General features: G+C 35.0%; 16 protein-coding genes. 8 read left to right on the top strand and 8 right to left on the bottom strand.

Annotated elements, in window-relative coordinates; all coding sequences use genetic code 11:
• Position 1: 1 nt before the first annotated feature.
• The 5 genes from rseP to htpG all read right to left on the bottom strand — a co-directional run bounded on the left by rseP (position 2) and on the right by htpG (position 5614).
• Positions 2-1063 (bottom strand): RIP metalloprotease RseP, encoded by a 1062-nt coding sequence (gene rseP / locus BKH42_RS00415; RefSeq protein ID WP_343286863.1) that lies wholly within the window; start codon positions 1061-1063, stop codon positions 2-4.
• Positions 1060-1602 carry a CDP-diacylglycerol--glycerol-3-phosphate 3-phosphatidyltransferase gene (pgsA, locus tag BKH42_RS00420; protein ID WP_095293982.1) on the bottom strand — a complete coding sequence of 181 codons (543 nt, stop codon included), beginning with the start codon at positions 1600-1602 and terminating at the stop codon, positions 1060-1062. Before pgsA ends, rseP begins: the two co-directional genes overlap by 4 nt.
• A 47-nt stretch (positions 1603-1649) precedes the next feature.
• The gene (locus tag BKH42_RS00425; RefSeq protein ID WP_095293659.1) at positions 1650-2234 is read right to left on the bottom strand and encodes a hypothetical protein; all 585 of its coding nucleotides are present in this window, start codon (positions 2232-2234) and stop codon (positions 1650-1652) included.
• A 92-nt stretch (positions 2235-2326) separates the two neighbouring features.
• The gene (locus BKH42_RS00430) at positions 2327-3307 is read right to left on the bottom strand and encodes an asparaginase (RefSeq protein WP_095293661.1); all 981 of its coding nucleotides are present in this window, start codon (positions 3305-3307) and stop codon (positions 2327-2329) included.
• Positions 3308-3751: 444 nt separating this feature from the next.
• Positions 3752-5614: a molecular chaperone HtpG gene (htpG, locus tag BKH42_RS00435; protein ID WP_095293663.1), complete on the bottom strand. Its 1863-nt coding sequence runs from the start codon at positions 5612-5614 to the stop codon at positions 3752-3754.
• Between the two features lie 323 nt (positions 5615-5937).
• On the opposite strand from htpG, the gene ureA reads away from it, so the two are divergent.
• Genes ureA through BKH42_RS00470 form a run of 7 tightly spaced genes read left to right on the top strand, consistent with a single transcriptional unit; the run spans position 5938 to position 11522 of the window.
• Positions 5938-6615, top strand: a complete 678-nt coding sequence (gene ureA, locus BKH42_RS00440) for an urease subunit alpha (RefSeq protein ID WP_095293665.1) — start codon at positions 5938-5940, stop codon at positions 6613-6615.
• 10 nt (positions 6616-6625) lie between these two features.
• On the top strand, positions 6626-8335 hold the full coding sequence (gene ureB, locus BKH42_RS00445; protein ID WP_095293667.1) for an urease subunit beta: 1710 nt from the start codon (positions 6626-6628) through the stop codon (positions 8333-8335).
• Between the two features lie 52 nt (positions 8336-8387).
• Positions 8388-8900: an AmiS/UreI family transporter gene (locus tag BKH42_RS00450; RefSeq protein ID WP_095293669.1), complete on the top strand. Its 513-nt coding sequence runs from the start codon at positions 8388-8390 to the stop codon at positions 8898-8900.
• Between the two features lie 19 nt (positions 8901-8919).
• Entirely contained in the window at positions 8920-9453 is a 534-nt protein-coding gene (gene ureE / locus BKH42_RS00455) for an urease accessory protein UreE (RefSeq protein WP_095293671.1), read from the top strand.
• Positions 9440-10123 carry an urease accessory protein UreF gene (locus BKH42_RS00460; RefSeq protein ID WP_095293673.1) on the top strand — a complete coding sequence of 228 codons (684 nt, stop codon included), beginning with the start codon at positions 9440-9442 and terminating at the stop codon, positions 10121-10123. The genes ureE and BKH42_RS00460 overlap by 14 nt, the downstream gene beginning before the upstream one ends.
• A gap of 21 nt (positions 10124-10144) precedes the next feature.
• A complete protein-coding gene (gene ureG, locus BKH42_RS00465) occupies positions 10145-10744 on the top strand; it encodes an urease accessory protein UreG (protein WP_095293675.1) in 600 nt (199 codons plus the stop codon).
• A 1-nt stretch (position 10745) separates the two neighbouring features.
• Positions 10746-11522: an urease accessory protein UreD gene (locus tag BKH42_RS00470; RefSeq protein ID WP_095293677.1), complete on the top strand. Its 777-nt coding sequence runs from the start codon at positions 10746-10748 to the stop codon at positions 11520-11522.
• A gap of 24 nt (positions 11523-11546) precedes the next feature.
• On the opposite strand, the gene BKH42_RS00475 is transcribed toward BKH42_RS00470, so the two are convergent.
• From BKH42_RS00475 to BKH42_RS00485, 3 genes are all read right to left on the bottom strand, one after another.
• Positions 11547-17897, bottom strand: a complete 6351-nt coding sequence (locus tag BKH42_RS00475; RefSeq protein WP_095293679.1) for an autotransporter outer membrane beta-barrel domain-containing protein — start codon at positions 17895-17897, stop codon at positions 11547-11549.
• Positions 17898-18238: 341 nt separating this feature from the next.
• A complete protein-coding gene (locus BKH42_RS00480; RefSeq protein ID WP_095293681.1) occupies positions 18239-19357 on the bottom strand; it encodes an alanine dehydrogenase in 1119 nt (372 codons plus the stop codon).
• A gap of 24 nt (positions 19358-19381) precedes the next feature.
• Positions 19382-20716, bottom strand: coding sequence for an amidohydrolase family protein (locus BKH42_RS00485; protein ID WP_095293683.1), 1335 nt, complete (start codon positions 20714-20716; stop codon positions 19382-19384).
• A gap of 421 nt (positions 20717-21137) precedes the next feature.
• Between BKH42_RS00485 and BKH42_RS00490 the strand changes: the two genes are divergently transcribed.
• On the top strand, positions 21138-22595 hold the full coding sequence (locus BKH42_RS00490) for an alanine/glycine:cation symporter family protein (RefSeq protein WP_095293685.1): 1458 nt from the start codon (positions 21138-21140) through the stop codon (positions 22593-22595).
• The last annotated feature ends 20 nt before the right edge of the window (positions 22596-22615 follow it).

Consider the following 22615-nt stretch of genomic DNA (forward strand, 5'->3'; position numbering starts at 1 on the left):
TTTATCTTTGAAAAATCAAACGATGAATGTCATTATACATCCCAAGCCCCATCAGAGCTATCAACAATATCCATCCACAAATTGTGAGATAATACAAGCTATTTTCTGACATTTTTCTGCGTGAAATTATCTCATAGAGATTAAATAGTATCTGCCCACCATCAAGAGCAGGAATAGGCAAAAGATTGATGACACCCAAATTCACAGATATAAGAGCTATTAAGGTAAGCAAAACAACCAATCCACTCTGTGTAGCAACGGAGATAAAATCCACAATAGAGATAACCCCACCCACTTCACTCATAGGCACAACGCCTGAAACCATCTTCTGTATCCCTTGAAAAATCATCTTACTAGTTTCAAAAGTCTGCCTATAAGCATAAAATATCGAATCCAAAAATCCGTACTTGGCTATCCCTATTTCACCCTTTGGGACAATCCCAATAAAATTTCTCTGTATTTTTTCTCCAAAAATATTTTTAGATTCCATTACCCTAGGAACAATGGCAGTTTGCTTTAATACGCCATTTCTTTGGAAAACAACCTCCACATCGCCTTTTGAATACATAATCGCTTCGCTTAATTCTTTCCAACTCTTGATTTTCTTGCCATTGATAGACTTCACATAATCCCCACTCACAAGACCACTATTAAAAGCGGGCATACCAGGTTGAAGTTCTCCAACCACAGGCAAAATCACCTTCTGTCCCATCAAACCAACAACCACATAGATAAAAAACGCTAAGATGAAATTAAAAAACGGCCCTGCAAGTAAAATAGAGATTTTTTGAAAATGGTTTTTGTTGCTATAGCTATCAACATCATCGCTTGATGCCAAAGGATCTGCATCGTTTTGACCCTTTAGCTTTACATAGCCCCCAAGAGGAATCAGAGAAATCGCGTATTGGGTTCCATTGTAGGTTTTTTTGCATATTTTCTTTCCAAAACCAATGCTAAAAACCTCCACCTTTACACCGAAAAATTTTGCTACCAAAAAATGTCCTAACTCATGAAAAAATACTAGGAACGATAAAATCAAAAGTGCTAGAAGTATCCACATCATTTCATACTCTTATAATACGAAATAGCATAATCACACCCTGAATACAGGGTAGCAAAAGTTGCTATCCAAAGTAATATATTCCCACCAGGGAAAAAATCTGCTAGTAAAAATGCGATAGCAAGTATCTGAAAACCTGTTTTATATTTTCCTAACATATTCGCAGCGATTTTTTTTCCACTGCCTGCAACTATGACTCGAAGTCCTGTGATAAAAAACTCTCGACTCAAGATAATATACACTGCCCACGCATTTGCTCTCCCAGCAACCAAAAGCCCCACAAAAGCCGATAATATCAACATCTTATCAGCTAATGGATCAAACACTTCACCAAAAATAGATTTGGAATTATAATTTCTAGCGATATAACCATCAAAAAAATCTGTTAAGGAAGCCAAACAAAAAATCAGGCAAGAAAAATAATTTACCCAACTTCTATCCACCCAATGAGGCAAAAGAACATCTCCGTATAAAATAAACACTAATAAGAATATCGACAAAAAGATTCTAGAAATAGTCAAAAGATTTGGCAAATTTTTCAAAACACAGCCTTGCTCATAAGCTAAAAGCATCAGATAATAACAAAATATCAACCCTCATAATAAACAATCTTCTTTATCTTGAAGATTCCTATGACAAATAAAATTCCACTTATTGAGATAATAATCAAAGAAGCTATGCTGATAAAATAAAACACTTCTCCCATTGATAAAAACAAACAACCAATCAAAAAAACAACGATCCCAACAATCATTCCTTTAAATGCAAGGGTAAAAAAATCAATAGTTGTTATTTTTGTAAGCTCAAGACATATTCTATAAAAAAAATAAAAATAAAACACCGCACAAATCAAAACGACAAAAGCACCAATAGAAAATCCTGTTTTGAGCGTTTCATTTGTATTGATGATACCCGCAATAATACCCATCAAGACTCCATCAAGCACCAAAAACGTATAGTATTTAAATAAAATTTGGCTTCTAGCTAGTTTTGAAAGCTTATAAAATCCTCCTGTACTGAATGCAAAGCTAATAATCGAAAGAATGAGTGAAAGAATAGGCAATGAAAAAAAAAGAAGTACTAAGGCATTGATGAGCAATCCTAAAATCAGGAAATTTCTCGCTATTTTTAACTCTGGAGTATCTTGAATATGCAGGGTAGCAGGTTCAGGCATCAATGTCCTTTTTAAAATTCAAATTGAGACTGATTCTAACCAAAATTCACTTAACTTTTCTTGATTTGATATGATTGAATTTAAAGTTATGATTAAAAAATCATTGTGTCTAAATAATCTTGAAAACATTGCATATCCAATCCGTTATTGACAATCGCCCATAACAAAATCCTCGCTTTTTTTGCACTCAAACAGCCACTCATTAAAGCACCTTGCTTGATACAATCAATTTCAGATCCCATATATCCATAGGTTTTATAAGCAGTTGATCCCTCTGTGGTTCTAGTGGCTATAACCACAGGCATACATTCAATCATCTCATTCAAGCGCTCTCTTGTCTGCAAACTAATATGCCCCGCACCAAACCCTGAGATCACAAGAGCATCCATAGAAGATTTCACCCAATCTAAAACACCCACATCCCCATCTAAAGTTTGTTCCCATAAAAATACCTTTTTGGACACACTAGAAGGAATAGGCAGAGTCATTCTTTTAAGAGGCAAACAGAAATAACCCACTCTATCCTCTGCTATAAATCCATAATCTTTGCCATCTGAACAAAAAGTCTCTAGAGCAAAACTATGGGATTTTCTCACCCATCTAGGAGCATGAATCATATCATTCATTACAACCATCACTCCCCTATTTTTGCTATTAGGGCTTAAAGCACATAGAATTGAACTATATAGATTCCTAACCCCATCTGCACCGATTGCCTCTGGGGTTCTCATCGCACCCATCAAAATCAAAGGCTCAGGCCTATCCCAAAACAAATCACAAAAAAAAGCACTTTCTTCAAGTGTATCTGTTCCTTGTGTGAGTATCACTCCATTTGCACCAGAATCTACTTGTATTTTTGCCCACCTCAACGCCTCTAATAACATTTCAAACTTCAAGTGCCCACTAGGCAAACTAAATAAACTCTGTGCATCAATACTAGCAATATCTTTAATACCTGGAAGCAAATCAATCAAGTCTTTCGCACAAAGCTTTGGAACAACTCCTTGATTTTTTTTCTCTGAAGTCATTGATATGGTTCCACCCAAAGAACCAATAGATATTTTTGGTTTCATTTTTATCCCTTAAGATTTTCTGATTTTCAAGTAACATACACAAGCAATCAAACTTATTAAACATATCATTATAGCTATTTAGACTCACTAAAACTCATCATAAGAACGCAAATTGGTGTGTTGAATATGATGACATTGAACGTATTTAACAAAAACAAAAAATAACTTCCAATAATCCTTATCTTGGCTATTTTTCTCCATCAGTGTCCCGTTCTTTATTTTTGATACATCACCTCACGCCAATATCTTAAGGTAAAAAATTCACTACAAAAGACCTTTTTATTTTGCTTTAGTATTTGTATTTAATAACCAAGCATAGCAAAAGCACAAGAATATAAAAGGGAATTGGATTTGTTGATTTGAGAAATATTGAATAAATTTTTCAGTTTATATCAAAACATCCACAATAAATAAAGTATGGATGTTTTGATAATTACGAAGACTTTAAAGAGTTTTTAAAATCGTGTTATTGAGCCTATTTGTGAAATCTTTTGCATTCTCAATACTCCCAGATTCTAGAAGCTTTGCACAGTTAAAGAGCAAATGAGCTGTATCTATGCAGACATTTTTATCTTTATTGTCTTTGAGTTTTTTCAAAATAGGATGGTTGATATTGAGCTCCATTGTCTTTTTTTGTGGAGGCATTTCTTGTCCCATTTGTCGCATCAAATTAGCCATCATTGCATTTTGTTCCTCTCCTATTAATGCTACAGGCGAGGATAAAGAGGTTGAGAGAGTGATGTCTTTTATTTCATCTCCAAGTGCATCTTTAAAAGATTTGATAATCCCCTCAAATGATTTTTTAACTTCTTCTGATATTTCTTCTTCACCTAATTCTTTAAGTGTTTCATTTGAAGTAGCATCTTTAAGTGGGGTTTTATCATATTCTCCCACACTAGGAATCACAAAAGAATCCACTTCATCTCCCATCAATAAAACTTCATAACCTTTTTGGGTGTATTTTTCCAAAATCGGAGAAGCCTTTAAAATATCTAGATTATCACCTATCATATAGTAGATGCTCTTTTGATCTTTTGGCATTTTTTCTTTATATTCTTTCAAAGAAATCCCTTCTTCGCTTTTAGAAGAAGTAAATCTTAAGAGCTCTAATATCTTATCTTTATTTTCAAAATCTCCATAAAGACCTTCTTTTAGAACCTTTCCAAATTGCTTATAAAATTTATCGTAGGCCTCTTTATCTTTAGCGATATTTTCAATCTCACTCAAAATCTTCTTAGTGGAAGCTGACTTGATGTTTGCTAAAATTTTATTTTGTTGCAATATCTCTCTGCTAACATTCAATGGTAAATCTTCGCTATCAATCACACCTTTGACAAAACGCAAATACTGAGGCAAGAGTTCTTTGTCATCATCAGTAATAAAAACTCGCTTCACATAAAGTTTCACTCCAGATTTATAATCCACCCTATAGAGATCAAAAGGTGCCACTTGAGGTATAAAAAACAAAGTAGAGTACTCTAACGTTCCCTCTACTTTGGTATGAACCCATCTCATAGGTTCGCTATTATCGTGGGCAAAACTTTTATAAAATTCTTTATAATCCTCATCTTTGAGTTCGTTTTTGCTCATTTTCCAGATAGCTTTGGCGGTATTGATTTGCTCTTTTTTGTCTTCCTTGATTTCTTTTTTATCATCTCCCTCACCCTCAAACTTGCTCTCAGTGTAATTCAGATAAATGGGGAATGGAATATGTTCAGAATATTTTTTAACAATATTCTCTATTTCCCATTTACTAGCAAAACTTTTATCCTCATCTTTAAGGTACAGAGTGATTTGAGTCCCTTGCGAATCTTTCGTGCAAACAGATATTTCATATTCTCCCTTGCCATCACTCATCCAAGCAAAAGCCTTATTTTCTCCTGCTTTCTTGCTTGTGACAATAACCTTATCAGCCACCATAAACGCTGAATAAAATCCAACTCCAAACTGCCCAATGAGTGCGGAGTCTTTTTTCTTATCCCCGCTTAAAGAAGATAGAAAGCTTTTGGTACCTGATTTTGCTATCGTTCCTAAATTGGCTATGAGCTCCTCTTCACTCATTCCAATTCCATTATCTTCTATAGTAAGTGTTTTTTTACTTTCATCAAAACTCAATTCAATACGTGGGTCAAATTTCAATCCTTTGAGTTTTTCATCGCTAAGTGCAAGATAATTAAGCTTATCTAAGGCATCTGAAGCATTTGAGATCAACTCTCGTAAAAAAATCTCCTTGTTGGAATATAAAGAATGTATCATCAAATCTAGCAACTGATTGATTTCAGTCTGAAAAGTGTGTTTTTTACTCATCGCAAACTCCTTAAGTATTTAATTTTTTAGCAATTATAGCATGATAATAGTGAATTTATAAAATATTTATAATGATGACATTAATATTATTTAGTGTATATCTATAAAGTTTCATTAGTGCCAAGATTATTAAATAGCAATTTGAAGACATCTTTTAACGATCAAAGCGATTGAGCATGTTACACTTCTATGTAATATAGTTAAATAATATTTTAATTATGCATATTTTATCAAGTTTATGATGAGTATTAACAAAATGGGTTTAGAATCTCAGCTGATGATATAGCAGGAAGCTAATTCACAAAATTCTATAAGGAGATATTATGAGACTCAATCCAAAAGAGCTAGAAAAGCTAATGCTTCACTATGCTGGAGAGTTGGCGAGAAAGCGTAAAGAAAAAGGAATCAAACTCAACTATGTTGAAGCGGTTGCTTTAATAAGTGCTGAGATTATGGAAGCTGCTAGAGAGGGCAAAAAATCCGTCGCTGAACTCATGAGCTATGGGAAACAAATTTTAAAGGCTACCGATGTGATGGATGGTGTAGCTAGTATGATACACGAAGTAGGTGTGGAAGTTGGATTCCCTGATGGAACCAAACTCGTTACAGTGCATACTCCTATTGAAGACAATGGCAAATTAACTCCAGGTGAATATATTCTCAAAAAAGAAGACATAGAGATCAATAAAGACAAAAAAGCAATAGAGCTTAAAATCACCAATAAAGGCGATAGGGCTGTTCAGGTTGGATCTCATTATCATTTCTTTGAAGTCAATAAACTATTAGAATTTGACAGAGAAAAAGCTTATGGCAAAAGACTAGATATTGCCTCTGGAACTTCTGTTCGTTTTGAACCTGGTGAAACCAAAACAGTTTCGCTTATTGAAATAGGTGGGAACAAAAGAGTGTTTGGATTCAATGATTTAGCAAACTCTCAAATCAATGAAGATAACAAAAAACAAGCTATGCAAAATGCTAAAGCCAAGGGCTTTTCTAAATAAGGAGTAATTTATGACAAAAATATCAAGAAAACAATATGCTTCAATGTTTGGGCCAACCGTTGGAGACAAGGTTCGTCTAGCAGACACTGAATTATTTGCAGAAATCGAAAAAGACTACACTATTTACGGTGAAGAAATCAAATTCGGCGGTGGAAAAACAATCCGTGATGGTATGGGTCAGTCCGTGAGTCATAGTGAAAACGAACTAGATCTTGTCATCACCAATGCGATGATTATTGATTATACTGGAATCTACAAGGCCGACATCGGTATTAAAAATGGCAAGATCGCAGGTATTGGAAAAGCAGGTAATAAAGATATGCAAGATGGCGTATGCGATAATATGATTGTGGGTGCTGGAACTGAAGCACTTGCTGGAGAAGGCCTTATAATCACTGCTGGGGGTATTGACACACACATACATTATATTTCCCCACAACAAATCCCTACAGCCTTATATAGCGGGGTGACTACAATGATTGGTGGAGGAACGGGCCCTGCTGATGGAACAAATGCAACTACTTGTACTCCAGGTAGATACAACCTTAAAGAAATGCTTCGAGCCGCAGAAGAATATACAATGAATCTAGGTTTTTTTGGGAAAGGAAACTGCTCAAATGAAGCCGCACTAGCTGATCAAATCAAAGCAGGGGCTTTGGGATTAAAAATTCACGAAGATTGGGGCTCTACTCCTGCTGTTATTAATCACGCTTTAAATGTGGCTGAAGAATATGACATTCAAATTGCTATCCATACAGACACACTCAATGAAGCAGGTTGCGTAGAAGACACTATCAATGCGATCAATGGAAGAACGATTCATACTTTCCATACCGAAGGTGCTGGAGGTGGTCACGCTCCTGATATTATTAAAATCGCAGGTGAATTGAATATCCTCCCAGCTTCAACAAATCCAACCATTCCTTTTACAAAAAACACCGCTGATGAACATCTTGATATGTTGATGGTCTGCCATCACTTGGATAAAAAAATCAAAGAAGATGTGGCTTTTGCTGACTCACGAATCAGACCTGAGACCATTGCCGCTGAAGATACGCTCCATGATATGGGAATTTTCTCAATCACAAGCTCTGATTCACAAGCTATGGGACGCGTTGGAGAAGTAATCACAAGAACTTGGCAAACAGCAGACAAAAATAAAAAAGAATTTGGAAAGCTCAAAGAAGAGAAAGGCGATAATGATAACTTCAGAATCAAACGCTATATCTCAAAATATACTATCAATCCAGCAATTGCACATGGGATTTCTGAGTATGTGGGATCAGTTGAAGTTGGGAAGTTTGCTGATCTTGTGATTTGGCAACCTGCTTTTTTTGGTATCAAACCTGAAATGATTTTAAAATGTGGCATGATAGTGGCTGCGAGAATGGGTGATCCAAATGCATCTATCCCTACACCTGAACCAGTGATTTATAGGGAAATGTTTGGTCATCATGGAAAAGCTAAATTTGATGTGAATATCACATTTGTATCAAAAGCTGCTTATGAGGACAATATCAAAGAAAAACTAGGTTTAGAGCGAGTGGTGCTTCCAGTGAAAAACTGCCGAAATATCACCAAAAAAGATATGAAAAATAATGACGTAACTGCTCACATTGAAGTTGATCCTGAAACTTATGCAGTCAAAGTTGATGGCAAAAAGGTCACTTCAAAACCAGCTGATAAGCTCAGTCTTGCTCAACTCTATAACTTGTTTTAATCTCAAGCTTCCCCTCAAAAGGAAGCCAATAAACTCATAAAAAGGATTTCGTATGTTAGGACTCGTATTGATGTATGTAGCGATTGTTTTGATGAATAATGGTTTATGCAGATTGATGAAAGCAGATGGAAAATCAACCGCTGTTATGAATATATTTGCAGGGCTTTTATCTGTGGCGGCAAATATCATTGTAATAGTGCATGGAGATTTTGAAAACAATGTACAAGACCTCTATGCTGCTGCAACAGGATTGCTATTTGGATTTACTTATCTATTTGTGGCTGTGAATAATATCTACAATTTGGACTGGAGACCTTATGGATGGTATAGCCTTTTTGTTGCTATTAACGCAATTCCTGCGGCTTATTTGAGTTATTCTCAAGAAACCAATGAAGGGTTTTGTTTTGCTGTGATTTGGTTATTATGGGGTGTTTTATGGTTTACTGGCTTTATTGAAACTGTCCTTAAAAAAAATCTCCCATTTGTTCCTTATCTAGCAATTTTTGAAGGAATCTTCACCGCTTGGATTCCTGCTTGGCTTATCATCACTGGCGTTTGGTATTGATTTAGCAAAAGCGGTCTTGATGCTAATTGAAAATCTACAAGGTAATTTAAAAGATAAAGATTTTTCCACATTCAAGATTGACTATGTTGATCTTGAATGGTATGATAGTAGAAAAAAAATCGCAAGATGGAAAACACGTGGTGGAAAAGAGATCAAATTAAAACTCTTAAATCCTCCAAAAATAGGATTATCACAAGGAGATATTTTATATCAAGACACAACAGATATTATTGCTATTAATATATTACCTACTCTAACGTTAATAATCACTGCAAGATCTCCTGCAGAAATAGCGAAGATTTGTTATGAGATAGGCAACCATCACGCGAGTTTATTTTTTGGAGAAAATGAATTTGAATTTAAGACACCATTTGAAAAACCACTCAAAGTTTTATTTGATAAACTAGATATAAAAAATGATGTCTTAAGTTCAAAGCTTGACGCAGCTTATAGAATTTCTGTGAGTATGGCTCACTCTGAACCCATTTTCAAAGTCAAGGCAAGTCCTGACCTTAAAATCACGATTTCAGGAAAAAAATTTGAGTCTCAATAAAGATTTTCTACTTTTACAAATCAACGACGCACTTTTCCCCATCGGGAGTTATACGCATTCTTTTGGATTAGAGAGTTATATCCAGATGGGTGAAGTCAAAGACAGTTCTAGTGCATTAGAATATCTTCGTTCTAATTTAACTAGCACATTTCTTTATAACGAACTGTTAGCCTTAAAACTCACTTATGAACATGCCTTGCAAGAAAATCTTGAAAAAATTCTTCAGATTGAAGAACTTATTTATATTTCAAGTTCGCCCATGGAATTGCGATCTGCAAATCAAAAACTTGGAGCAAGATTTCTTAAAACCATTAAAACAATAAAATTAAATCCAAAAAAATTTTTTGAACACTATTTGCAGTCTTGCCAAACTCCAACCCATTCAAGTAGTTATGGTGTATTTTGTGCTTGTATGGAGCTAGAAATATCTGCTAGTATCAAGCATTATCTATATGCTCAATCTTCAAACAGTGTGACAAACTGTGTCAAAACAATCCCCTTATCTCAAAACGATGGTCAAAGAATGCTCCTAGCACTTCAAGAAACATTTCAAGATATACTACAGACGCTAGAAGGTTTAGATGAATCTTATCTGTGTTCTTGCACTCTTCATAACGATATCAAGGCGATGCAACATGAAACTTTGTATTCTAGGCTTTATATGTCTTAACCTCAACAAAAAAGGAAAAAAATGGTAAAAATTGGAGTTTGTGGTCCAGTAGGAAGTGGAAAAACAGCCTTGATAGAAGCACTCACAAGAATGATGGCAGAAGAATATAGTATGGGTGTTATCACTAATGATATTTATACAAAAGAAGATGCAGAATTCATGAGTAAAAATTCAGTGATGCCAAAAGAAAGAATTATGGGCGTGGAAACAGGGGGTTGTCCTCACACAGCCATCAGAGAAGATGCTTCTATGAATCTTGAAGCAGTCGAAGAGATGTATAGAAGGTTTCCTGACATAGAAATAATGCTCATAGAAAGTGGAGGCGATAATCTCTCTGCGACTTTCAGCCCAGAATTAGCAGATTTTACTATTTTTGTTATTGACGTTGCAGAAGGGGATAAAATCCCACGAAAAGGTGGTCCTGGCATCACTCGATCTGATTTGCTCATCATCAATAAAATTGATTTAGCCCCTTATGTGGGAGCTGATCTTGGAGTAATGGAACAAGACTCCAAAAAAATGCGTGGAGAAAAACCCTTTATTTTTACCAATATCAGATCTAAAGAAGGCGTTGATAAAATTATCTCTTGGATCAAAAAGAATGCCTTATTAGAGGATTAAAATGACAAGCTACGCTCAAGAAACCATCCTCAAACTCAAAACAAAAGTTGGGCAAAATGGTAAAACCATTATTGAGGATACTTTTTTTACTCCTCCATTAAAGCTAATGTCGCCATTTTATGAGGAAGATGACATAGCAAACATTATGCTAATATCTGTGAGTGCGGGATTAATGAAAGGAGATTCTCAAAAACTAGATATACACATAGGAGAAGATTGCAAAGTAAAGCTAAGCTCTCAAAGTTTTGAAAAAATACACAATACTGAAGAGGGCTATGCCTCAAGAGATACAAAAATAATTATTGACAAAAATGCCGCTTTTGATTTCTCTCCACTTCCTATCATTCCTTTTGCAAACTCAAATTTTAAAGGTAATACAGAAATTCATATGCACTCTAGCTCCAAACTCATCTATGGCGAGATTATTTGTGCAGGAAGAATCAGTCGTGATGAGATATTTAACTTCAAGGCTTTCAACTCTACCCTTAAGATCTATGTAGAAAAACAAGCTATTTTTTTTGACAATACCATCTTACAACCAGAAAAATTAAACCTCAAAAATATGTGTATGTTTGATAAATTCACTCATTATATCAATCTTGTTGTTTTTGATTCCTCTATAAGTGTGGAATATCTCAGAGGATTGATAAACGAAATGGGACTTAATGGTGGAGTGAGCGAACTTTCAAGTACAGGAATATGTCTAAAAGCTCTATCTAATGGCTCTGAAGAACTCATCAAGCTAAGAGAAAAAATTCATTTGCAAATAACACAATAAGAGCTATGCCTTAGCTCATTTGTGTTATTTATTCTTTTTAGCTTCAGTGGATTTGCCCTGCTTTGAATTGTTTGCTTTCTCTGATTTTTCTTGTTCAATCTTTTGAGTTTCTTGCGATTTTTCTATGGCTTTTTTATCTTGTGCTTGGCGATTTTTTAATTCTATTTCCGCTCTTTTCCAATACGCCTCATTATCTTTTTCTTTTTTGATGATAGAGTCTTTTAATTCCTTACTCTCTTTGATCTGTTTTTCATTAAAATCTTTAAGTTCTTTGATCTCTTTGGCTTTGAATTCCTGCAAAGCTTTAGCTTGTTTAGTTTGCAACTCTTTAGCATCTTTTAACATTTTATCTTGCTGATCTTTTGCCTCTTTGTCGTGTTTAGCCTGTAGTTTAGCCTTTTGTTCAGGTTTTGCACTGGCTAATTCTTTTTCTTGATTGGCTATGAGTTTTTCTTTTTCTTGCTTTTGCTCATCGTATAAATCTTCTTTTTGTTGCTTCTGTTTATCTACAAATTCTTTTGTCTGCAAATCTTGCTTTTGTTTAAAATCTTTAAGTTCATCAGTTTGATACTGTTTTAACTCATCAATATTTTTAACTCCCCTAGAATGAATATCTTCGGTTATATTGAGCTTATGATTTTGAAACATTTTGGTTTGTCTCTCTTGGATTTTTTCAAATTCAGCACTTGAAATACCCTTCTTGATAGCATTTTGTATTTCTAAGGAAAGGGCTTTTTTCTGAGCTTGTGCCAAGGCTTTTTTATCCCTTATCTGCCTATTTTCTAAATCTTCTGAGATTTGTTTGAGATACGCCCTGCTATATGTTTGTTGCCTGAGAATAAAATCCTCCACATCTTTTGTTTCTCTTTCTTGTTTATTTTTCAAATCCTTTGCCTGTGCAATTTGAGCATTTTTTAGATCTTTTAAGGCCTTGTTTTGTTTAGCTTGTAATATCTTAATATCATGAGCTAATCTATCAGTAAAAATCTTCATATCTTTGTTTTGTTTGATCTGAAATTCTTTGGCATCTTGTGCTTGTTTGGCCTGTAATTTAGCCTTTTGTTCAGGTTTTGCACTGGCTAATTCTTTTTCTTGATTGGCTATGAGTTTTTCTTTTTCTTGCTTTTGCTTTTGCACAAAAGCCTCTTTGGCTTGAGCCTGTGAATCTAACATATCTTGCTTGTTTTTGGCTTGTTTGTCCTCAAGTTCTTTGTAATCTGCAGATTGTTTTGTTTGGAGATCTTTTGTTTCCTTTAGATGTTTTTGTTCATTATTTTTTCTATTCAAGTTTGCATCATTGTATATATTTTTACTCACTCTCTCTTTTGCATCTTCTAGTATTTTTAACTCCTGTGTTTGGAATCTTATTAACTCAGCATCAGGAAGTGCTTCATTTATAACCTTTGCAATAGCAAGTGAGAGGGTTTTGAACTTAGCACTATCAAGTTCACGTTCTTTTTTTCTAATGCTGATATTAGCTTCATACTGTGCTTTAGGTGTTCCAATGATGGCAGCTTTTTGTTTTTCAAAAAGTTCGTTTTGTCTGATTGTATCTTGTTTGAGTCTGACTCTAGCTATCTTTTCATCAAGCCTTTGTGTATGAAGTTTGATATTATTGATTCGTTTTTCCTCAGATAACTTCGCAGCTAATGGAGTTAGTGCGTGACCAAATTCATATCTAAGTCCTACAGAGACCAAATAATTTTGATTAAAATAAGATCCTAAAAATCCACTATCAATATCAGCATATACTCTCCAATTTTCAGAAACAACTGAATTCACGCCTAGATTTATCATCAATTGCTGATTGGGTTCAAGAATACTTTGAGCTGAAGAATAGTTCGTCTTATAATTGATAACTCCTCCATTTACAACATCAGCAACATAAAATGCTCCAATCCTGAAATCTGTTTGATTTTTATCACTCTTAAGAGAATAGCCAAAATTTGCCCCTACTTTGGCTCTGAAGTTAAAAACATAATTTAAATCGGTGTCAAGCACAGCGGTAAAATCATTATTCGTCATAAGGCCACTTTGAGAAACCTGATTGATAAAGCCTCCATTTATTAAACCCAAAATAACCTCGCCAGAAGGCTCAATATAGAATTTTTTGTTTTTATCTGCATAGTAGCGATAACCTAATTCTTGGCCAATACTAAAGCCATTAGAATTCAATGGCACATCATAAAGTGCATTATCTTTGATAGAAATTTTATTGCGGATATAGGTGTATTTCACGATCGTATCTGTATAAAACCCTTCATCTCCTACCCAAGAGTAATACCCTGCAAATTCAAACAGATTTGCACTTCCATTATAAGCATTTCCCTTGATAGTATCATATCCATAGGTAAAAGCACCGCCTAAAAATTGTTCTCCTGCATCTGTGCTCCACCCATAATCATAACCCAATTGAATATTATTAGAATAGATTTTAGATTCATCACCTCTAGTGCTACTATTAAGACCACTAAATATCCTTGACCAAGCGCCTTGAGCATAAGAGTTATCTCGGAGTTCGCCCAATCTTTTGTTAAGGTTATTGATATTAGCTAAAAAAATAGTATAGTTTGAAGTGATTGCATTGTTCGTATTAGCTAGAGCCTTGGGATCTACTTGTGTTGTTGCTGATTGAATAAAATATCCCATTGCATTTGGATTTGCTACATCTTTGGAAGAATCAATGGCTCCTGTCCCTTTTCCAGTGCTAGGATCTCTATCCACTCTCACAGGACGAGTACTCAAAATCGTCCTGACCTGATCATAGCCTTGTTGGACATTAGAAGCAGAGGTATCAAAAATCATAGAAGTATTTGGTTTAGGCGTATTTTCTACCACTGCTACCAAAATATTTTTGTCTCTCAAATCTCCCGTAATGAGATGATTGTAATCTTGATACACTTGTAAATAATTCCTTAAATTCTGTCCAGTGGCTACATCTGAAATAATAATGCGATCAGTGTTTGTTGGAATCTGGTTGATGTTATTTGTAGTGTCTTTTTTACTCGCATCAATACCAACCCTGAAAACAGCATCATTGAAATGATCTATCTCTAAAATGTGCATTGTAGAAAAGGTATCTTTTTTAAAAGCCCTAGTAACAAGCTCACCACTTGTAGCAAGGTCTATGATTGTATTTGTTTTTTGAGCTAAGGTAGCTTGAAACATTGTATTTGAATCAGCCTTAAAACCTTCATCTCCTGCCCCAGAGAGTTTAGAAATAACAGAATTAGAACCTCCATCTAAAACAAGTTTGCTTCCTTGCGAAAGAATGAAGTTTGTATTATCAGTTTTAGCGAACATCTCCCCTATAAAACCAGAGTTTTTAGCAAATGTAACTTCATATTCTTTATCAGAAGTTGAAGGTAGATTGTACTCACCTCCGACAATAATCCCATCAATCTTCATTCGATAAATACCATCCTTGCTCTCATCTATTGGAGAAATACCCGTTTTATCAATAGTAATAGAAACAAAATTCGTGTTATAAATATCCCTAAAAGGTTTTAAGATTGCATCAGCCTTTTTGGCATCTAAAGCGATCATAATCCCATCTTGATAGGTATAACCATTGACGCTAAATTTTTGATCTTTTGGAGAGATGATAGTAGCACCACTTTTGATACATTCATCAGTTATGCCTGAATTGCATCCAACTTTATTAGCAAAAAAATCATTAGTCTCATTTTTATCAAAACCATCAGCAAAGATAATATTAGCAGTACCGCCACTATAATCCACATGAGCACTACCACTCACAGGCCCTTCCACTGCAATATTAGCAGTCCCTCCATTATAATTACCGATATGAAAAATAGGATAGATTTTTTTACTTGTAAGCACAGCAGCAATCTCAGGGCTGATAGTGAGAGTCACGTTGCTCTCTCCATTGTAAGTGTTAATCCTAGATACTTCATCATAAGGGTTGGTATATAAAGACATATTTAAATCAACAAAGTTTTTGCCATTATAAGTATCCATTGATCCAGCAAACACAGACCCATTTTTAATCTGCGTGATATTGACTCCACCATTTGTGATAATATCTCCATAAATTTGAGAATTATCTAATGTGGTATAGCTAACACCATTAAAAGTTATGATATCCCCTATCATTCCTGAATTTAATAAAGTAGTTTGCGTAAGCATCCCAACCCCACTAGCTTTTATATCTCCAATAAACAAATTGCTACTCATATTGATAGTGCTCTGAACTTTTTTGATATTCTTCGCATTACCATTTTGAATGATAATATCTCCCAACACCGCTCCATTTTTAAAGGTGATGGTATTAGTAGTATCTGAAAGTGAGGACGAACCTATGGTGAGGCCACCTTCAAAAAGATCAGGTGTGATCGCATTAAGTGTTCGAATAAAATCAGGAGTCATTCCTCCAATAATCATTTTAAGTTTTAATTCTGTCATTTTAGTAGGATCAAAAGGATTGCTAGAACTTGCAGTACTCGTTGTAGTAGGAGAGATATAAGCTCCTGTACTTGAAGAGAGCTTGGTATTAATAAAACTAAGAGTATTGGACTTTCCTCCAGCAATCAGAACATCTTTGCCAATTTTTGGAGTATCTGTGAAATCAAGAACATTGATATCCCCTCCCAACAATCTGATGTCTATATTTTCAAAACTCGAACTAGTTACATTAAAGGTATTACTCTTGCCACCAATAAGTTCTATATAGCCATTTTTTAAACTACTATCAGTGATGGTAAAAAGATTGGTGGGATCTTGATAACAGATTGAATCATTACTATCGCAATTATTCCAATTACTCAAATCATCAGAAGATATATCAGATCTCTTTTTGATTAATCGAGAAATAGAAATGTTAAATCCATCAAAACTAGATTGATCAGAGATAGCGAAATTGTTATTGCCTCCAGAAATAGAAAGAGTGCCATTTTTAAATTTAGAGCTGTCTTTTGAAACGAAGTTATTGTTACCTCCAGCTAGAGTTATACTCCCTTCAAAAGAAGAGGTTTTATAAACTTTTGAAGCATTATCTTTATCATCAGCCTGAAGAGCTTGAAAGGTCAAATCCGCTCCAAGCACAATGGTTTGTTCCTTGTATATTGGCTTTGGAACATATCTTTCTACGTTACCTTTTATGAAATTACCATCTTTATCTTTTTTTTCGGGTTTTGTATTATCAGTATGTGGACTCCAGCATCCAGAGCTTCCATCTTTACATTTTACAGGATACTGATCTTCAAAAATAGGAATAAAATCTTTTTGATACTGAGGATCAGGATCGTAACCAGGATCACCTTTTTGAGCACTCTCGCTAGTAGAACCTGATTGAACTCTTTTTATCACAGTACCTGAACCATTAATGATAAGATCTGCTCTAATATTAGAACCTTGAACATCAAACTTAGCATGACCATTAGCATTGCCGAGCGAAAGATTTTTATTATTTAAAATAATAGTACCACCATTAAATACATTATTCTTTAATTGAAGAAAAGCTGAATCAAAAGCTGAGTTGAAAATAACATTATTGAAGGTATTATTATTCACAACCATCCATTGAGTAATATGAACATTATTATCAGGAACAAAACCTTTCTTAAAGCCTAAAGTTATTCTTGAGTTATTGAAAGTGTTGCCATTAAAATTGAAATTTTGAGTCACATCACGTTGATGCCCATAAAGCCAAGTTACATTACCATTGATAGTGGTATTAATGAGATCTATACCCGTATTAGTAGCTGAATCCACATATATATCACCATTCAAAGTAGAATTATTAAAAACAATTCCTTTTCCAGATGCATAGTTTGTATAATAATTGACTAGATTGATATTTCCATTGAAAGTGGTGTTCTGAAAATCTAGCTCTACATCAGGTGGAGAGATGTAATTAAACGACTTCACATCATCATAATCTCTTATAAAATTAATATTACCTGTGTAATTAGCGTTTCTAAAATCAACCTTAAGTTCTGATTTTTGTTTGCCCTTTGGAATATTCAGATAAATATCACCTGTTATATTGATACGATTAGCATTATCTTGACCATAACCTTGGAGATACATATTTTTGGTATCTCCTGGATTGCTAGGATTATAAATATCAAGCTTGATATTCTTGTGATCTGGAGTGGTATAAACACTCTTTGAAGTGTTAAAATTAACCTCAGAAGCACAAAAACTACCTGGTGTGCAAGTCGTAGTAGATACGGGATTTGAACCATAGGTGAGTCCAAAGGGCAAAAGTGCAAGTATTAAGGGTAAGGTTTTCAAAAGTGTCCCCCTCCCCCCAACTGTATTGAAATCAGGGTCACTAGAGTCTAGGGAAGATTTTTTGTCATACTTAATAATATTAGAATCAATACGAATTCTTAAAAATAACTTAAACATATATTTTCCTCATAGGATTAGATTGAGAACTGGTCATAATAATATGGGTATAAATATTAAAAAGAACTTAAAACTTAATACCTTATAAAAATTGAATTAAACTAAAATCGATTATCATCAATCTATACAAGTCCTAAATTCGTATTTTCCGACATTTTTAATAACATCACTTAAAATAAAACCTAGTATAAACATCTGTAAAATTTTTTATCTTGATGTTTTTGCTTTTGTGATCTTATTTGAGATGTTGTATGTGATATAAAAGTTATGTGATGTAAAAGTTAGGAAAATAACTTCTAGAAATTTTAGAAGTTATTTTTAAGTTCAAAGTATATTGGAAGTTATTTTATCAATGTAGCAGCATCAATATAAGGAAGTCTGAAAGCATCAGCTACAGTCTTCAGGCCGATTTTACCATCATAAGCATTTAGCCCCATCAAAGCACCAGGCATTTTGAGCATTTCTCTCCAGCCTTGATTGGCTATGGCTAGAACATAGGGCATTGATTCATTAGAATAAGAGATACTTGCCGTTTTTGCCACAACACCAGGCATATTAGGAACCCCATAATGCAAGATGCCATCCACATAATAAATAGGATCATCATGATTGGTTTGATGAATCGTCTCAATACATCCACCTAAGTCACAAGCGACATCTACAATAACGCCACCTTGATTCATTAATTTCAAATGTTCGCGCTTGATAACTTTTGGAGTTTGTGTGGCAGTTACTAATACTGCTCCTACGATTGCATCCGCACCTTTTAAAGCAGTTTGAATTCCTTCTTCTGTGGCATATAAAAGCTTGACTTTATTTTCTATCACAAGTGGATGTGTGGCTACTCTATGTACATCAATATCTAAAACCCACACATCAGCTCCCATCCCTACTAATGTCTTTGCAGCATTCATTCCTACAACACCACCGCCTACAACCACAACTCTAGCAGGAGGAACTCCCGCACAACCACCAATGAGTATGCCCCTACCACCACGATTAGTACAAAAATACTCCGCTACCAATTGTGCAGCAAGTTTTCCTGCAACTTCACTCATTGGGAAAAGTACAGGATAGTTTCCCTTAGGACCAGGAATAGTTTCTCCACAGATGGAAGTAATTTTTGAATCCACCAAAGCCTCAGCTAGTTCCTTTGAATATGCCAAATCAAGAAAACTATAAAGCACCATATCTTTACGCAAATACTTATATTCATCTTCTAAGGGTTCCTTGCATTTTACAAGCAATTCAGATTTTTCCCATACTTCACTTGCATTTGAAATAACTTCCGCTCCAGCTTGTACGTACATCTCATCGCTAAAACCTATTTCTTCACCAAGACCTTTTTGTACTAAAATCCGATGCTTTGGATTGGATTGTTTCAACCTACCAACATCTGAAGGAATAAGTCCTACCCTGTGTTCGTGATTCATTGTTTCTTTTGGAATGCCTATAATCATTTTAACTCCTTGTTTTATTTAAATTTATCCGATTGTATTTTTTATAATATCACCATCTTTGATGATAAGATTAAATTTATCCTCATATTGATAGATGAGTTTAAAATCTCTTAGGGGATTGCCATCTACTAAAACCACATCAGCCCAAGCTCCTGGTTTTATAACTCCTAATTCTGCTTGAATATAGGGATTTCTCTCTCCACTCATTGCCATTAATTTCGCATTTCCTGAAGTTGCGACCCTAAGTGCATTCAAAGGTCCTAATACTTCTGAAAACAAATAGAGCATGTAGTTCTGACCACTTGCAGAAAATGCATCAAATAGCAAATCTGTTCCAAAAGCATAATTGCATTTATTTTTCAATGCAAGTCCAAGCGTTTTTCTCCAAACGCCATCAAGAATAGCACCTTTTGAACCTGGAGGAGCCTTTGGAAAATATTGATTGGCTTCAAAGGGTTGGATACTTAACCAAATGCCCTCATCTGCCATTCTTTTGATAGTTTTTTCAGTAGCAAAATGACCGTGCTCAATAGATTTCACACCTCCATCAATAGCACGATTCACACCTGCATCACTATAGACGTGGGAACACACATAAGTCCCCCAATCTTTTGCTGCACTTGTGGCTGCTCTTATTTCTGGTAGAGTAAATTGCAATGAATCCATCGGATCAAAATGACTGATGACTCCCCCTCCTGCTCCAATCTTTATCTGAGAAGCACCTTTTTTAAGTTGCCATCTCACAGCAGTTAAGACTTCATCAACCCCATCGGCAAGAACAAAATCACCTGATTTTTCCATCACACTCTGAATGCCACCATATCTAGAAGGCGGATTGGTAATCTCTCGCATATCACCATGTCCTGCACTCTGAGAAACAAACGCTCCACTTGGGAATATTCTAGGACCTTTGATGATTTTTTTATCAATAGCCTTTTTGATACCAAAAACACCTCCTGCTACATCTCTAACAGTTGTGAATCCTCTTAAAACCGTTCTTTTTGCTTCTTCTATAGCAGTAGCTAAAACAAGACCTTGATCAGGCATATTAAAATCTTCAAAACTCGCTGCTGCAAATATCGTATGCCAATGTGCATCAGAGAGACCAGGCATTAGAAATTTTCCTTTTGCATCAATGATTTTCGTTTTTTCATCTGCCTTCAGATGAGGTCCTACTTTGGAAATTCTATTGTCTTTTATGAGTACATCTTGTGTTCCAGATAGCTCATCATGTCCATCAAAAACCGTTGCGTTTTTTATCAAAATACTACTAGATTGTTTTTGGGCTCCATTCACGCTCACAGTAAGTCCTAAACCCACTGCACCCATTGTAGCTATTGCTTTTCTTCTTGTTATCATTGTGTTTCCTTTTTGGATTATTTGCAAAAATATTTTTGGAATCCATTACTTAATATATCAAAATTTATGGATAATTCCATATTTACTTCATATTTCCAATCACAAATTTGACCTCTTATGTTCCAAAACTACTTACAAAAGGCAATTTTTTATAATATTGACACCCTGTAGTGATCAGATTGAATCGATCTTGATAGCAAATTCAATCTATCTAAAAATCAATCGTTTATGCGAAATATTGGTCTTGTAAAGCATTCAAATGTAACAAATCGTTATTTATCTTAATCAATGTATATAAAAGTAACATAGAAAAATATTTTTACAGATGTTTTTGAGTGCATAAAGGATAAAAATAAATATTATTTGTAGAATAAAAACTGAATCATTGCTGAAATGAATTTTAAATTTCATAGGAGAAAATATGGATACAGGAACTCAAAAGTTCGATTTTATGGAAACAGTTTCCAACTTCATTCATCATGCTGATGGATTTATTTGGGGATATTATTTGGTAGCACTTCTATTATTGGTGGGGATTTTTTATAGCATCAAACTAAGATTCCCACAAGTAACGCTTACAAAAGCTGCTCTCCATCTCATCACAGAAAGAGATGTGAATGCTAAAGGCAATAAAGAGCATATTTCCCCTTATGAAGCATTGATGATTTCTATGGGGACACGTGTGGGTATGGGCACCATTGTGGGTATGGCAGTTGCCGTTGTGATGGGAGGACCAGGAGCTATTGTATGGATATGGATAGCAGCGTGGTTAAATGGTGCGATAGCAATCGCTGAAAACACACTTGGACAAATCTATAAAAGTAAAGATGGAGGAGCTTTTAAAGGTGGGCCTGCATACTATCTGACTAAGGGCTTAAATGCAAAAAAAACTGCTATTGTTTATAGCCTTATCACAATAGCTATTGGCTGGGCATTCATAGGATTATATAGCCAAACTATTTTTAGTTCATTTGAAAGCTACTCACTCGTAAGAGAAACCCCAAATATGAGCATATATATTGGATTAGCTTTGGCAATATTTTCTGGAATCATGTTTTTTGGTGGGGGAAGATATATAGCTAAATTTACTAGCTATGTAACGCCTTTTATGGCATCTGTGTTTCTTATTATTGCCATTATCAGTATCGGTATGCACTATCATAAAGCACTTGATATTATCAGTGAAGTTTTTAGGAGTGCTTTTGATTTTAAAGCAATTTTTGGAGGATTCGCTGGAAGTGTCGTGGTTATAGGTATCCAAAGAGGACTCTTTGCCAATGAGGCTGGACTAGGATCTGTGCCAGGAGCTTCTTCTTCTGCACACACCACTCACCCTGTAAAGCAAGGCGTTGTCCAGGCATTTTGTGTATTTATAGATACCGTCATTGCAACCTTGGCAGTATTTTTTGTGCTCTTTAGTGATACTTATACTAATGGGGTGCTAGATCCTGATACGGGTGCAAGACTCACGGCTATGCCTCTTGTGCAAGCTGCTATGCAAGAAAGCTTTGGCGTATGGGGGAATTATTATGTGACGTTCCTTATTGTCGTACTCACATCAACTGTCATCATCGGTGCGTATTATATCGGACAGATGAATGTAAAATATATCAAAGACAACCCCACTATAGTGGCTATCTACCGCATCATCACGATCATCATTGTGTACCTAGGTGCTCAAGCTTCTTTAGATCTTGCTTGGGGCGTTGCAAATGTGGTGATGGGAATAGGTGCAACGATCAATATCATCACGATATTCCTACTTGCCAATGTGGTTAAAATCGCCTTAGAAGACTATAAAAAACAAAGGAAACAAGGGAAAGATCCAACCTTCAGTGCTAAAAAACTAGGTATCAAAAATGCTGAGTGCTGGGATTGAATAAAATAAATCAAAATATA

Source organism: Helicobacter sp. 13S00482-2 (assembly GCF_002272795.1).
Taxonomy (GTDB): Bacteria; Campylobacterota; Campylobacteria; order Campylobacterales; family Helicobacteraceae; genus Helicobacter_J.